Raw genomic sequence first — 14,190 nt, forward strand, 5'->3', positions numbered from 1 at the left:
AGGACGTTATCTTTTCGTAAAGGCTGTTATCCCGTGATGTGGCGACCAAAAATCCGGCGAGCAAGGATCCACTTCTGGATCTCATTCGCACCCTCGTAGATTTCCCCGATTTTGGCATCGCGGTAGATCGCTTCCAAGGTGCGTTCCGATTCTGCGCCCTGAACGTAACGTGCGAAACCATAGGCACCGCAAACCTGGATGGCATCGCGTGCGACGTCTACCGCTAGGCGCGATCCTGCCACCTTCGCCATCGCCGCCTCTGCGTCAGCAGGAAATCCAATGTCATGCAGTTGGGCAGCCTTGAGGTAGATACCCCTCGCCGCCTCCAGCTGGATGGCGTGGTCAGCAAATGTGAACTGCCAGTGCTGAAACCGGGCAAGCGGTTGTCCGAAGGCGTGTCGCTGCTCCATATGCGCGCTTGCCTGGTCAAAAGCGGCCTGAGCCAAGCCCACGCCCACGGCTCCGATGCCAATGCGCCCCAGCATGAGAGCCGAAAGAGCCGCCTTGAGTCCGCCGCCCACCTTGCCTACCACATTCTCTTCCGGCGCAAGCGCCTCGTTATATGTGACGTCCGAGGTCAATTGCGGATGGTTGCCCATCTTGAGATCGGGCGCCCCCACCTCAACACCGTTTTGATCGGTTTCGACCAGGATGATGGTTTGTTCGTTGCTCCCTGTGCGACAGAGCGTCAGGATGAAGTCGGCCGCGATAGCATTGCTGATCCAGCGCTTCTTCCCATTGATCCGCCAACCATTCTCCGTCCGTGTTGCCATCGTGCGCAATGCGCCGGGGGAAAGATCGGTGCTCGCCTGCGGCTCGCTGGTAGCAAAGGATCCGACAACCTCGCCGCGTACGATCTTTGGCAGATAACGCAGCCGAAGCGTGTCTGATGCATTGGCCAGCGTCTGGCCGACCAGCAGCGCCTGTGCGTCGAACAGAGCGGACGCGATGCCAGCGGAAAAATAGCCAAGTTCCTCCAGAACGATCATGGTCGCCAGAGTCGGAAATTCAAGCCCACGCCCGCCCACGTCCGTAGGGAACGGGATCTCATACAGGCCTGCCGCGGCCATGGCTTTAAACATCGCGCGAGGAAAACTGTCGCGGCTTTCGGGGGTCGTGTTTAGGCGGAAGGCTTCCGGCTTCAGGACTGTTTCGGCAAAATCCCGAGCCTCGCGACGGATGCGACGGGTTTCGTCCGGAAGCAGCGCCTCGTTGAATATGTTGTCGGCACGGCGCGACAACGTGATCTGTGAGGCGATTTCGTCTATGGTCATTTGCCGGCTCTCCTCGCGGGGTCTCGTGCCATGACCATGGTTCTTTGTGTGGTCGGTAATGGCGGAATGCTTCGTGACACCGGAGCAGGCGTCGGCCAACGGCGCGGCCGCATTCATTACATCTGCATTTACGCTGGTCCCGGCCGGCGGGCGCGAAGCGATGACTTGTATCCCATTGCAGTACATGTGTGATTTTGTTCTTCGCACTCCTCTGAAACCCCATTCGGAAGAACGGCCGCTTGACATTCAACGTGTGGGCGACGCACTGTTCTGCACGGAATATGCGGGAGTTTCTCCCCGTCTGGAAGGATGCCCGCCGGGCGGTATTTCCGCAGGAACAACTCCGACCGCTCAGCCCCGCCTGGGCGTCGGGGTACCTTCTTGATCAGAGACGGCTTACTTCTTTTTCCTGGCGATGTTCGGCTGTCATACGGCCAGCGAAGGCATGGCACGCACTGTTTTTCTTTGGTGGCAAACACCTGTTTGTTGTGAGCATTTCCCTTCTCAGGGATGCGCCCCAATCTGGGAATGATAGCATGGAAATCTATACGAAGTCTTTGCTGCAGGCGGTACTCTCGCTCGGAAAACAAGCGCTGCCCGAACCCGCCGTGATCGTCGCCAAACAATGCCTGCTTGACTGGATCGGCGTTTCACTCGCCGCTCGCAACGAATTGATCATGCGCCCACTGATGGACACCTGCATGTTTCCCGAGGCACCGCACGAGGCTACGCTGCTCGGCCTGGGGCTGAGGACGCGCGCAATCGATGCAGCCCTGATCAACGGCACCCTTGGCCATGCGCTGGATTTCGATGATGTGCTCTGGACGATGGGCCATCCAACCGCGCCCGTGGCACCCGCCGTTTTCGCGCTTGGTGAAGCGCGTGGCGCGACCGGCGCCGATGTCCTTCTGGCCTTCGTAATGGGCGTCGAAGCCGAGAGCCGGGTCGGCCTGCTTATGGCGCAGCCCCATTATGAACGCGGCGGACACACAACCGCGACGATAGGCACGTTCGGGGCGGCGATGGCGGCAGGATACCTTCTCGGTCTCGATCTGGATCAGTATCGACATGCATTTGGCCTTGCCGGCGTTCAGGCGGCAGGGCTCAAAGGGGTTTTCGGGACGATGAGCAAGCCCTTCCAGGTTGGAAGGGCTGCGCAGAACGGGCTGCTGGCGGCGCTCCTGGCGCACGGGGGTTTTACCAGCGATGAAGACACCCTGGCCTCCCTGCAAGGCTTCACGCGCGCGCATGTCGATGAATTCGACACGAAAAGTTCGCTGGCCGAGCGCGGCATGCCTTATGTTCGCGACGCGCTCTTCAAATATCATGCCGCCTGCTATCTCACCCACAACACGATCGAGGCTGCCAGGGAAATCCAGCAGGCGCTGGGTTACTCGGTCGAACAGATCGGCGCGGTGGAAATCAGCGTGCTTCCGCGCCACCTTGCAACCTGCAACATCCAGGTTCCGCGCACCGGTCTTGAGTGCAAATTCTCGTTGCGGATGACATGCTCGATGGCCCTGTTGGGCGAAGACACTTCCGCCGAGGCGCTGTTCAGCGACGAGACGGCGCAGCGGCCCGAGCTCGTTGCCTTGTGCGAAAAGATAGCGGTTATCCCATCTGCCCCGGGTCCGGCCTCGACGGTAAAAGTTACGCTCAAGGACGGCCAGACCTTCACAGCTTCCGCTGACGTCTCCGTCCCGGCGGACGATTTGGCCGCACAGCAATCCCGTGTCGAAAGCAAGTTCCGTCGCCTTGCCTCGAATACATTGTCATCGGGCACCACCCAGGAGGTGATTTCCCTGATCACCGCCCTTGAGGACCAGCCGAACGTGTCGCCGCTGATGGAGCTTCTGAAAGGCTCCTGACGATGTCGGGTACGATAACCTCTTCGCCGGTCCACCGGTCTGATCCGGCAAAACAGATATACCCGAAACGCCAGAAGGCGGCTGAAACGAGGATGTATGACAGGCGATAAGACCCCAGTCCCGAACTATGCGGCTTCATTCCGTCCTGATAACAAGGTGTTTGTGGTATTGGGCGGCGCGCTGATGAACCAGTCAATCGCGCACGCCGCAGGCGGCACCAACGGCCAGAACTGGGACGTTGATCACATGAACGACATCGCGCAGGGCGCGGGCCGGTTCGCGATGCACCGGACGACGCTTTACCAACTGGTCGCGGCGCTGCTCGCCGCCGAATAATGGAGGAACAGGAATGACCGACACTACAGTGATCGCCGTGGTCGGCGGCACCGGCAAGCTCGGCGCTGCAATCGCAAGGCGGCTGGCGAAGGCGGGACGCAAGGTGATCATTGGATCACGCTCGGCGGAGAACGCCGAGAATACAGCGGCAGAACTCGGGTTCGGCCTGACCGGCAAGATCAATGCCGATGCGGCCAGCGCCGGCGACATCGTGATCGTGACGGTGCCGTTTGCCGCACAGGACGCGACGCTCGCTGAGATCAAACCTCATGTCCAGGGCAAGATCGTAGTCGATACCACCGTCCCGCTGATTCCACCTAAGGTCATGCGAGTGCAGCTCCCCGCCGAGGGCAGCGCCGCAGTCAAAGCGCAACATGCGCTCGGCGAAGGCGTGACGGTCGTCTCAGCGTTCCACAATGTCGCCGCGCACAAGCTGATCATCGATCAGGATATCGGCTGCGACGTGCTTGTGTTCGGCGACGATAAGACGACGCGGGCCAAAGTGGTGGAGCTGGCGAACGCCGCGGGTCTGCGTGGAATCCATGGCGGTGCACTCGTCAACTCGGCGGCTGCGGAGGCGATGACCTCGCTGCTCATCTTCATCAACAAGACATATCAGGTTGACGGCGCGGGCATTAAAATCACAGGGAATCTCGTCCAACCCGCCGACTCAAAGCTTGCATGATCGAGACCACCCCCTCTCGGCAATCGGTGAAGTCCGACCGGGAGACGATCTGGCACGGCTACTGGTTGATGCGATCGCAGCAATCGACATTACTCCGGAGACGACAGACATACTCGTCGTCACGCAAAAGATCGTGTCTAAGGCCGAAGGACGGTTCGTCGATCTCGACACAGGTGCAATACAGGCTCTGGGCAATGCCTTGCGGCACAGCTCGGCGATGCGGTCGTCACGGCGCAGCCCTTCCACCGCGATCCTGATCTTGTCTTCAACCGAGACGTGCCACCGGGTTACACGGAGAAGGTCGTTCACCACCTGCTCCCAGGCTTCTTGGTGCATGAGGATTTGAGTATCATCTGCGTTCCTTCGTCACTGCGACGAGACCCAAATTCTCCTTAAATCACAACCTCACATCTGTGTCATTGGTGCTGACGGGGAAACAGATATGAGGTGGTGCCGTCTTCTTGGACAGTTTGGCGGTTAAGTTAAGCTCATTCCGGTTGTCGTTCATGCCGCCATTTGGGTGATCAAATCATGGGGGGCATGCCCCCCATGATTTGAAGCGCCGATTTGCCCATATGCCTCGCCTGGGGTTTTGCCCGCAAGGCGTGAATGAGGACGATGGTTGTCATAATAGGCGAACCATCGGCCAAGGCCGGCACGCAGTTCAGATCCGGTCTCGAAGGCGTGCAGATAGACGCATTCGTACTTCACAGACCGCCAGAGCCGTTCGATGAAGACATTGTCCATCCAGCGTCCCCGGCCGTCCATGCTGATCCTGATCTCGGCTGCGCGCAGCACACCGGTGAAGGCATTGCTGGTGAATTGGCTGCCCTGATCGGTATTGAAGATATCGGGCTTACCAAAACGGGCCAGCGCCTCCTCCAGGGCCTCGACGCAAAAGCCGGCATCCATGGTGTTCGATAGCCGCCAGGCCAGCACCTTGCGGCTTGCCCAGTCCATGATGGCGACCAAATACAGGAAGCCCCGGCGCATGGGCAGATAGGTCACGTCCGCGCACCAGACGTGGTTGGGGCGCGTGATTTCCAGATTGCGCAGCAGATAGGGATAAATCCGATGCTCGGGATGCGGATCGCTCGTGCGAGGGCGCTGGTAAATTGCCGCCAGCCCCATCTTCGCCATCAGCCGCCGGACCCGGCGACGGCCGATCGCATGGCCCAGACGCCGTAAATGCCGCGCCATCTGCCGGCTACCGTACCACGGGCATTCCATGAACGTCTCGTCGATCACCGTCATCAGCGCCAGCGTCTCGTCGGTTTCCGGCACCGGCGTGTAGTAATAGGACGACCGACTGATCGACAGCAGGCGGCACTGCATCGCGATCGACAGGTGCTGGTGTGCTGGCTCGATCTTCGATCGCCTCCAGGCCACGCTCATCGACCGGAGGCTTTCGCCAAAAAATCCCTTTCCACCAGCAATTGCCCGATTTTGGCATGCAACTTCTCGATTTCCGCCTCACTGGCAGCCTTCGAGCTCTGATCGCCATTATCGAACAGGCTGGCCATCCCATCCATCGCCTGTCGCTTCCATGCCCCGATCATCGTGTGGTGGATGCCATGCTTCGCTGCCAGTTCGGCCAGCGTCAGATCGCCCCGGATCGCCTCCATCGCAACCTTCGCCTTGAACTCTGCGCTGTAGCGCTTTCTCGTCGTCTTCATTCCCGTCCATTCCTTCAGGTCGGGATGAGCTTAACACCCTGTCCGAATTTCCGGCACCACCTCAATACGGGCTATGCAACCGCGATCGACCCCGCCGTAAGAACGCAACGGTCAACCCTCAACAAACGCTTTCTCAATGACGAAATCGCCAGGCGCGCTCAGCGCGCCTTCCGCAAAGCCCCGTTCGCCAAGCAGTGCTTTGATATCGGCATTGAAAGATGGACTGCCGCAGATCATGACTCGGTCCCTTTCGGGATCTAATGTCTCGACCTTCAAGTCGGAAAACAGCTTTCCGGATGTAAGTAATTCGGTGATGCGCCCAGTGTTTCGATAGTCCTCTCGCGTGACAGTTGGATAATAGAGCAGCTTTCCGGTGGCCTGCGACAATATATACGCCGGGTCACCTGCGAGTATCTCTCGATAGGCCAAGTCAGCAGTTTGTCGGACGGAATGGATCACGACAACCTTGTCGAAGGCGCTATATACGGCAGGATCGCGGATGAGCGCCAACCAAGGCGCGAGCCCCGTACCCGTGCCCAACATATACAGGCGGCGACCGGGCCTCAAAGCGTCGAGAACCAAGGTTCCTGTCGGCTTCCGGCCCACCAGAATGGAGTCACCCGCCTGGATGTTCTGCAACCGCGACGTGAGCGGGCCATTCGGAACCTTGACGGAGAAGAACTCAAGCTCGCTTTCGGCAAGCCCGGATGCAATGGAATAGGCGCGAAGGATCGGTTTCCCATCGACCATCAGCCCAACCATCACGAATTGACCGCTCACGAAGTCGAATTTGGCATCGCGCGTCGTGCGAAACGAAAAAAGCTCGTCCGTCCAATGATGAACCTTGGTTACGCTTTCCACAGAATAGAGTTTGGAGGGCTCGATAGCAGCTTTCTCTGATACAGTTTCGGCCATGTGGGTTTTTCCTTGTCAGTAATGGCGGCATGCCTCATGGCATTGGAGCAAGCGCCAGCCAACGCCGCCGCGAAATTCATTACATCTGCATTGACGCGGGCTGCGGCGTGGCACACCCACAGATGTCGGCCAACAGAACGGACCGCCCATGCGGTTCCAACCGCGCCATCTTCACTCCGCGGCGAGGTGAGCCAGCGCAAGAATTCTCCGTGCCTCCTCAAGATGGAGGCGCTCGACCATATGGCCGTCAATCTTGAGGACACCGCTGTTGGCGTTCTCAGGCAAGGCGAAGGCATCGACGATCTGCCGAGACCACGTCACCTCTTCCGGTTCGGGCGAGAAAACTCGATTGGCCGTTGCAACCTGCCGCGGATGTATCAGCGTCTTGCCATCGAAACCCAGGGCGAGGCCCTGCCTGCATTGCCGCTCGAAGCCGTCGCCGTCTTCCAGATCATTGAACACCCCGTCGAGCAATGCGATCCCATGCGCTCGCGCCGCGATGACTGCGAACGACAAAGCCGGGACTAGCGTAGTACGTGCAGCGTCAAGGCGACAACGCATCTCCTTGGCAAGATCATTGGTGCCGATGACCCACGCATGGCATTCCGCCGCCGCGGAAGCGACCGCCAGCTCCGACAGCCTTGAGAACGCTGTGCAGGTTTCGATCATTGCCCACAGCGGAGTAGCTCCGCCGAGACCTTCGCGACAACGGCGCAGATCCTCGACACAAGAAACCTTCGGTACGAGGACCGCGTGAAAACCCGCGTCCCGCGCAGCGGCGATATCAGCCTCGCCCCAAGGCCCGTCGAGGCCATTCACCCGAAGCACGAGCTCTCGTCGCCCAAAGCCACCAGCGCGCACCGCTGCCAAAGCGTTCTCGCGAGCGACATGCTTCATATCGGGAGCGACTGCATCCTCGAGGTCGATAATCACGACATCGCAGGTCAGCTCGCGCGCTTTTTCAATTGCGCGATTATTAGTTGCCGGCATGTAAAGCGCACTTCGGCGCGCACGAATATTTTCCATTTATTCTAACCCCTTTGGAATTGGCATCAAGATGGCGGATGCTCAGCCACTACGGATCTAAACCCGATCCACCGAGAACTCATTAAGTGTGTGCTGTGGCTCGACATTCGGCCAAAACATCCAGTAACTAGGCTGCGAGCCTTGGGTGAAGGCGAAGGTTGACGCGCACAGGCCCGCGAAAGCCCACCGACGCGGTAAACAGCAGATCGTCCTCCAGCACATCCCAGCTTTCATAACGGGCGAGGAATGCCGGCAGCGCCTCTGACATCATCATCTTGGCGAACCAGTGCCCGATGCAGAAATGGCGTCCGGGGGCGAACGTCATGTTGCCGGCCTGGTTGCGGTCGAAATCGATTTGCTCGGGCCGGGAAAATACGGCGGGGTCGCGATTGGCTGCGGCGAGCATCAGAAATATGACCTGCCCCCGCTGCAAATGCCGCCCTTGCCATTCGAAATCCTCGCTGACGACTCGCCGCATCGAGGTGGACATCGCGACGACCCGCATCAGTTCCATGATACAGGCTTCGAACTTGTCCGGATTGTCCCGCATGATCGTCCGCTCCTCGGGCATATCGGCGAGCTTCGCGACGCTGAGCGCCATGGTGTTGAGCGTGGTGTCATGACCGGCGACGAGCACCAGGATCAATTGCGCGATGAGTTCGCTTCGGGTCAGCTGGTCGCTACCGTCGCGAGCAGCGAGCAGAAGCGAGACGAAGTCGTTGGTGGGCGCCTTGCCCTCTCTCCGTTCGATCTCCTTCTCGAATACGTCGCGCATTTCCACCATCGCATCATTGGCCGCCGCCATTGCCACGGGGTTCGGATTGCCGCTCAGCCCCGCGTTCAGGGTCTGTGCCCAATGTTCCGTTTGGGCGAGATGATCTTCGGGCAATCCCATGACGTGAAGTATGACCTTGGCCGTGATCCGCCGCGCGACTTCACCGACGAAGTCCACGGTCGTGCGATCCGCAAGGCTGTCCATCACCTCCGCGACAACAGTCCGCACATAAGGACGATAGCTTTCCGCCACCTGCTTGCTGAATGCCAACATCAGCAGCTTGCGAAGCCGGGCCTGTTCAGGCGGGTCGGTGTTAGTCAGGAAGTCAGGAAAGACTTCCACGATATAGCCGATCTTCTGTGCGCGTTCGACGGGATCCGGGAAGAAGCTTTCGATAATCTGGTGCCGTTTGGCGGATAGGGGCAGCTTGCCGCTCAACCCTTCCACCACAAATGAGTGGCCCGTAGCGATCCAGCATTTGCTGGTCTTGCTCCAGTACAGCGGGTCTTGCTCGCGAAGGCTGTTGAGCCGCGGTATGAGATCATTGCCCATTTCGGCGAACTTGCTCAGGTCGATATCCTGCCCGAGTGGCTGGCCTTTCATAGTTCTACGCTCCTCGTCGGGCTCGGGATAAAATTATCTTTTCAAGTCTCTTCGCGCTGATCGCTGAAAGGATGGATCGGAATTTGGCGCTCGCTCGTTCTCGGCGTCAATATTCCGACGATTTTCCTCCGTACACCAGTTCCCCGTTCCAACTATTACACGTGCGATGTGATATCGCGGTTCTTCCCTGTCTACGCTCGACTTTGTGCCTTTTTTGCAGGCGGACGAGTCAATTGGACACCTCTTGGCCTTGGCGATCCGCTCGGGCAGAGGGTGCCCTGGCAACCGCTTCTGGTGGATGTGGCTCTTGAACATGCCCTTTTCGAGGAATGCTTCGTTCTTCTTCGAACGATAGGCGGTATCCGCCCAGACGCCAGAAGCCGTATTTTGTCGGCTCACCAGATCAGGCAGGCGCGCCCCGTCATGGGCATTGGCGGCGCCGGCGCCTCAGGTACGGATCAGCCCGTGGGTAGCGTCACCCCGCCGATCCGCGCCGCTTCGCCGCGCGATGCACCCTCGTAAATCGCGGCCAGGGTCAGCCGCCGCAATTCCGCTCCGTCGAAATCCAACCGCAATCCAAGCGCCGACGCCATCGCAAGCCTCCTCCGGTTTGCGTCTCGGAACCAGAAAATAGCCCGCAGCCGAACCCCCTCGTGAGTCACACATTCAGGGACTTGGTATAACGCGTCCGAACCTGCTCGAATGCCCCAAGTGAATAAAAATGCCCGACGTCTGGCGAAAGCCTTTCGGAAGTGTCCAGGTTTTTGAGGGTTCCCATCTGAAATAATGGCTGCATCAGGCCTAGCCAAGGTTTTGCAACAAAGCGATCCGGCACGAGGATCACATTACCGGAAAATTTCATTCAAACCGGCAGAAGAAATCGGGGGGACGTCAAACAGGCGCATATATTCCGCTGGGTTCGGCATCCAGAATCACCGTCTTGACCTCAAGGAACGGAAGGAGTCCCTCGACACCCCCTTCTCGGCCAATGCCGGACTGTTTGAAGCCGCCAAAAGCGATACTGAAATCGCCGCGGAAGCTGTTGTGGCCCACTGTGCCCGAGCGCAACTCGCGCGAAGCAGCCAGAGCCCTGTCGGTATCATTGGTGAAGACCGACGCGTTAAGACCGAAGATCGTGTCGTTGGCGATCGCCATGGCTTCAGCCTCATCCGTCGCAGGGATAACACTGAGCACCGGACCGAAAATTTCCTCTCGAGCGATCGTCTGGTCGTTGCCGACATTCGCGAACACCGTGGGCTCGATATAGAAGCCGCGGTTAAGGTGGCTCGGACGGCGGCCGCCCGTGGCGAGCCTGGCGCCTTCGGCAATACCCGTCGCGATGTAGCTTTCGACACGGTCGCGCTGCCGCGCCATGGCGAGCGGCCCCATGTCCGTGTCTGGCCCGAACGGATTGCCCACTCTGATTTTCTCGAAACTGGCTACGAGCGCCTCGACCATGTCATCGTGGCTCCGCTTGGGCACAATAATGCGGGTAAGCGAGGCGCAGACCTGGCCCGTCAGCAAGACGGCATTGCCAGCGATGTTCTGCGCGGCTGTGGCGATGTCGTAGTCGTCGAGGATCACAGCGGCCGACTTGCCGCCCAGCTCGAGCGTGCAGCGCGCGATGCGTTCACCGCAGATCGACGCGATCTTACGGCCGGCAGCGGTCGATCCGGTGAAGGTGATCTTGTCAACGCCCGGATGGCGTACCAGCAATTCGGACACATCGCGATCGGCGGTCAGCACGTTGATCACCCCCGGCGGCAAGCCGATCTTCTCGCAAACCTCGGCGAGGACATAAGAAGTGCCCGGAGCCTCGGGCGAAGCCTTGATAATCACAGTGCAGCCCGCGAGTAGCGCCGGCGCGCATTTATAGGCGGTGAGCATCGGCGCAGCGTTCCAGGGAATAATCGCCGCGACCACGCCTACCGGCTCGCGCATCAACAAGCCGACCTTACCGCCAGCGCGCGGCTCGTGTCGCTCGATGAACGGAAAAGTATCGGCGAGGCCGGCATAATACTCGTAGGCGCTGCCGAGCGCAGCGGCGGATCCCTGGGCGTGGCGGTGCAATATGCCCGATTCGACCGTCGAGATGCGGGCGATGTCAGATGCCCGCATGCTGATCTCCGCAGCGATTCTGCGCAGCCATTCCGCGCGCTCGGCGTGGCTCATGCGCGGCCAAGGCCCGTTGTCGAATGCGCGACGCGCCGATGCGATTGCGCGCTCGATATCCGCCGCCTGCGCCTTAGCCACCGAGAGGAACACCTCTTCGCTGTCGGAATCAATAACATCAAGCTTCTCTGACGATGAGGGCGCGGTCCATTCGCCGCCAATAAAGAACCGATCAGGGTGGTTGACGGGCGCCTTGGTTGCAAGTTCGGACATGGGTTATCCTCTTTTAGCTGATTTCGCTTTATCGACTTACATATAGTTTCAATATTCGGACGTAAATCGGTCCTATGAAATACACGAACAATATTGGACAGTACCCCTTACTTCTTTTTCTGCCAAAACGTGCTCCACAAAAATCTTTGGTGAAAACCCTAAATCAACGGTCAGGAACGCCGCCAAGCCAGACTGGTGATACTACCAATCTTAGTTTTCAATCAGACACTTAGGGTCCGTCCAGATGGATTTTTTGCAGATCAATTTGAGAATTGCGCGATTCCGATGTCACGCCCCGTGCTCTAGAACGAGGTCTTCAGCGTTACGCCATAGGACCTTGGCATGCCAAGGGCACCGTAATTGAACGTCAAACCCGAAGCGTCCTGAATGATCGGAATGTAGAATTGGTCGGTCAGATTCTCTACCCATGCCGACAGTTGGATCGATCCGAATCCCACCGTGACCCGAGCATTGCCAAGCCAGTACGATGGCGACCCCCGATTCAGGAACCTGTTGTTCGAGGCCTTGCCGTTTTCGGGATTGTAGAAGTACCCGCCGGTGTAATTCCAGTCGGTTGAAAAAGTCACGCTGGCTTTGTCGTTCGTCCAGACCTTCCAGTCGGCGCCGACCTGTGTCGCGAACTTCGGAGCATAAGGGAACCGGTTCCCGTCGGCCGAAACGCCTACGACGGTCTGGCCATCGTCATAACGCGTCTTCAAGACGCTCCCGCCGCCGCGAAGTGTCAGCCGGTCCGTCACCTTCCAGGACAGGTCAAACTCCAACCCGCGCGAATATCCATTCAGGCCCGCGATCGAGGGGGCGATGGTGCCATTCACGTTGATCTGGCTGGTTACGTGCTGATTGGTGATGTCCAGATAAAATAGGTCTGCAGTGGCCGTAAGCGCCCGGTCGAAGAATTGCCCCTTAAGACCAAGCTCAAAGGCGTGAACCTTCTCCGGGTCGACATAAGTGAGCGACGCCTCCGTTACCGCCTGTCCATTGAAGGCGCCCTGGCGATAGCCGCGCGAATAGCTGCCGTAGATCATGACGCCGTCGCTGATCTTGTAATCGACCACGAGGCGGCCCGTCAGCGCCGATGGCGATCGCTTCTGGTCAGGGTAACGAAGATTGGGGTCGAAAACGAGGCTGAAGGGGATCAGGTTCGCCACCGGGTTGCCATTCGGATAGGCATCCAGCGCGACCGCGTAGGTGTCGGTCAGGCGGACCGTGTCCCACGTGTAGCGCACGCCTGCCGTGACAGTCAGTTCAGGCGTGACGTCGAACGCGCCATCCGCATAGACCGCAAAGGATTCGCGCTTTTGTGTGAAGTAGTTATGCAGTTTCAGGCCCAAGGGACCAAGCTGCCCCAAGAAACTCAAGATCTGGCTCTGACGGATGGTGTCTTGAGCATAGAAGGCACCGGCGATGAGATTTACGCCATCATTGGCGTAGGCAAGGCGCAGGTCCTGAGTGAACTGCCTGGCCTTGGTGTCAAATATGGCAAGGCAGAGCGAGCTTGCGCCGCCGTCGCAATCGCCATCGAGATAGTAGGCCGATTTCTGAACGCCGGTCACCGAAACGATATCGAACGGTCCGGCATCCCAGTTAACCCGCAGCGACGTGCCGTAGGCTGACGTGTTCTGCTCCGTTGGATTGCGATCGATGATCGTCTCGTTGCGGGCGAAATTTGCCCTAGTGAAGCCGAAGAGATCGCTGCCGCCCGGCAAAGTGCCCATGAAGTAGCCGGGGCTCGCTTCGCCCCGTACCCGGTTCCCGAATAATTTGAGCTGAAAGTCGAGATCGTCCGTTACATTGCCCACCAGGATTACGCGACCCTGGATGCTGGTGTAATCGCCGTATGTTTCCTTCGTCACGGCATTGCGCATGTAGCCATCGGTGCCACTCGCGGAAACGGCCACGCGGGCGCCAAGTTTGTCGCTCGCGATTGTCAAATCGGTCGCCGCTTCGAGGGCGTATTTGTGCCTGTTGCCGTAAAGGGCGCTCATCCGCCCGTTCAATTCACCGTCCAACTGGGGGGCACGGCTGATGAAGTTGACCAGTCCGCCGGTGGTGTTTCGCCCATAAAGCGTACCCTGCGGGCCTTTCAGCACTTCCACGCGCTCAAGATCAAAGAACTGTACGCCAGACGCTGCCGTGAACGCCTGGGGAATTTCGTCGCTGTAGATACCGATCGGCGCAGCGTTGCTGGAAGCAAACTGACCGGCCGGGCCAATACCGCGGAGCGTGTAGTTCAGGTTTGTCTGCCCGAAATTGCTGTTGACCTGCAATCCCGGCACAAGCTTCACCAGATCTGTTTCCATAAGAATCTGGCGCGACTGAAGCTGATCGCCAGACAGGGCCGCGATGGCCGTCGGCACGTCGAGAAGGCGCTCTTCCCTCTTCTGCGCAGTAACGATAATATCGTCCGTGGCCTGTGCGGACTCTTGCGCCATGGCGCGTGGCGATACCCCGATCAGACCAGCCACGATAGCCAAGCTCGAAACTCGAGCGAATGTACGATTCCCCATGCCCCTATCCCTCCATTTATTTCTTATTATACTTAGAAATCAATTACGATGACTGGATCGAAACGGAAGTACGGCCATACGAAAGATATAATAGTATCCAAAAGCGCAACTATAATATT

General features: G+C 58.8%; 12 protein-coding genes and 2 pseudogenes. 4 read left to right on the plus strand and 10 right to left on the minus strand.

Annotation, left to right across the window (positions count from 1 at the left end):
- Window positions 1-26: 26 nt before the first annotated feature.
- Entirely contained in the window at window positions 27-1,274 is a 1,248-nt protein-coding gene (locus NUH86_RS08900; RefSeq protein ID WP_267249171.1) for an acyl-CoA dehydrogenase family protein, read from the minus strand.
- 536 nt (window positions 1,275-1,810) lie between these two features.
- Here NUH86_RS08900 and NUH86_RS08905 point away from each other — a divergent pair.
- The 4 genes and pseudogenes from NUH86_RS08905 to NUH86_RS08920 all read left to right on the plus strand — a co-directional run.
- Complete coding sequence (locus NUH86_RS08905; RefSeq protein ID WP_267249172.1) at window positions 1,811-3,142, plus strand: MmgE/PrpD family protein; 1,332 nt, start codon at window positions 1,811-1,813, stop codon at window positions 3,140-3,142.
- Window positions 3,143-3,298: 156 nt separating this feature from the next.
- The gene (locus NUH86_RS08910; RefSeq protein WP_267249173.1) at window positions 3,299-3,478 is read left to right on the plus strand and encodes a hypothetical protein; all 180 of its coding nucleotides are present in this window, start codon (window positions 3,299-3,301) and stop codon (window positions 3,476-3,478) included.
- Between the two features lie 13 nt (window positions 3,479-3,491).
- The gene (gene npdG, locus NUH86_RS08915; RefSeq protein ID WP_267249174.1) at window positions 3,492-4,163 is read left to right on the plus strand and encodes an NADPH-dependent F420 reductase; all 672 of its coding nucleotides are present in this window, start codon (window positions 3,492-3,494) and stop codon (window positions 4,161-4,163) included.
- A pseudogene (locus NUH86_RS08920) lies at window positions 4,156-4,389 on the plus strand (coenzyme F420-0:L-glutamate ligase); the annotation flags it as partial. The gene npdG and the pseudogene NUH86_RS08920, both read left to right, overlap by 8 nt.
- Window positions 4,390-4,667: 278 nt before the next feature.
- Here the strand turns inward: NUH86_RS08920 and NUH86_RS08925 are convergent.
- From NUH86_RS08925 to NUH86_RS08965, 9 genes and pseudogenes are all read right to left on the minus strand, one after another.
- Window positions 4,668-5,839, minus strand: a protein-coding gene (locus NUH86_RS08925) for an IS3 family transposase (protein ID WP_267249175.1) whose coding sequence is annotated in 2 segments (ribosomal slippage) — window positions 4,668-5,575 and window positions 5,575-5,839 — 1,173 coding nt in all. Because the reading frame shifts where the segments join, the coding sequence is not laid out codon by codon here.
- Window positions 5,840-5,950: 111 nt separating this feature from the next.
- Complete coding sequence (locus tag NUH86_RS08930; RefSeq protein WP_267249176.1) at window positions 5,951-6,754, minus strand: ferredoxin--NADP reductase; 804 nt, start codon at window positions 6,752-6,754, stop codon at window positions 5,951-5,953.
- A gap of 171 nt (window positions 6,755-6,925) precedes the next feature.
- Window positions 6,926-7,780: an HpcH/HpaI aldolase/citrate lyase family protein gene (locus tag NUH86_RS08935; protein WP_267249177.1), complete on the minus strand. Its 855-nt coding sequence runs from the start codon at window positions 7,778-7,780 to the stop codon at window positions 6,926-6,928.
- 127 nt (window positions 7,781-7,907) lie between these two features.
- Window positions 7,908-9,158 (minus strand): cytochrome P450, encoded by a 1,251-nt coding sequence (locus NUH86_RS08940; RefSeq protein WP_267249178.1) that lies wholly within the window; start codon window positions 9,156-9,158, stop codon window positions 7,908-7,910.
- A 246-nt stretch (window positions 9,159-9,404) separates the two neighbouring features.
- Window positions 9,405-9,635, minus strand: a pseudogene (locus tag NUH86_RS08945) (IS5/IS1182 family transposase); the annotation flags it as partial.
- Window positions 9,617-9,751 (minus strand): hypothetical protein, encoded by a 135-nt coding sequence (locus NUH86_RS08950; protein WP_267252198.1) that lies wholly within the window; start codon window positions 9,749-9,751, stop codon window positions 9,617-9,619. The pseudogene NUH86_RS08945 and the gene NUH86_RS08950, both read right to left, overlap by 19 nt.
- A gap of 65 nt (window positions 9,752-9,816) precedes the next feature.
- Window positions 9,817-10,020, minus strand: coding sequence for a hypothetical protein (locus NUH86_RS08955; RefSeq protein WP_267249179.1), 204 nt, complete (start codon window positions 10,018-10,020; stop codon window positions 9,817-9,819).
- 29 nt (window positions 10,021-10,049) lie between these two features.
- Window positions 10,050-11,543 (minus strand): aldehyde dehydrogenase, encoded by a 1,494-nt coding sequence (locus tag NUH86_RS08960; protein WP_267249180.1) that lies wholly within the window; start codon window positions 11,541-11,543, stop codon window positions 10,050-10,052.
- 302 nt (window positions 11,544-11,845) lie between these two features.
- Complete coding sequence (locus NUH86_RS08965) at window positions 11,846-14,071, minus strand: TonB-dependent receptor (RefSeq protein ID WP_267249181.1); 2,226 nt, start codon at window positions 14,069-14,071, stop codon at window positions 11,846-11,848.
- Between the last annotated feature and the right edge of the window lie 119 nt (window positions 14,072-14,190).

This window comes from Sphingobium sp. JS3065 (genome assembly GCF_026427355.1).
In the GTDB taxonomy this organism is placed as follows: Bacteria; Pseudomonadota; Alphaproteobacteria; order Sphingomonadales; family Sphingomonadaceae; genus Sphingobium.

Coding starts and splice junctions, on each gene's coding strand:
- NUH86_RS08950 (WP_267252198.1), bottom strand. CDS start 9,751: ATGGCGTCGGCGCTTGGATTGCGGTTGGATTTCGACGGAGCGGAATTG.
- NUH86_RS08930 (WP_267249176.1), bottom strand. CDS start 6,754: ATGGCCGAAACTGTATCAGAGAAAGCTGCTATCGAGCCCTCCAAACTC.
- NUH86_RS08965 (WP_267249181.1), bottom strand. CDS start 14,071: ATGGGGAATCGTACATTCGCTCGAGTTTCGAGCTTGGCTATCGTGGCT.
- npdG (WP_267249174.1), top strand. CDS start 3,492: ATGACCGACACTACAGTGATCGCCGTGGTCGGCGGCACCGGCAAGCTC.
- NUH86_RS08940 (WP_267249178.1), bottom strand. CDS start 9,158: ATGAAAGGCCAGCCACTCGGGCAGGATATCGACCTGAGCAAGTTCGCC.
- NUH86_RS08960 (WP_267249180.1), bottom strand. CDS start 11,543: ATGTCCGAACTTGCAACCAAGGCGCCCGTCAACCACCCTGATCGGTTC.
- NUH86_RS08905 (WP_267249172.1), top strand. CDS start 1,811: ATGGAAATCTATACGAAGTCTTTGCTGCAGGCGGTACTCTCGCTCGGA.
- NUH86_RS08955 (WP_267249179.1), bottom strand. CDS start 10,020: ATGAAATTTTCCGGTAATGTGATCCTCGTGCCGGATCGCTTTGTTGCA.
- NUH86_RS08900 (WP_267249171.1), bottom strand. CDS start 1,274: ATGACCATAGACGAAATCGCCTCACAGATCACGTTGTCGCGCCGTGCC.
- NUH86_RS08935 (WP_267249177.1), bottom strand. CDS start 7,780: ATGGAAAATATTCGTGCGCGCCGAAGTGCGCTTTACATGCCGGCAACT.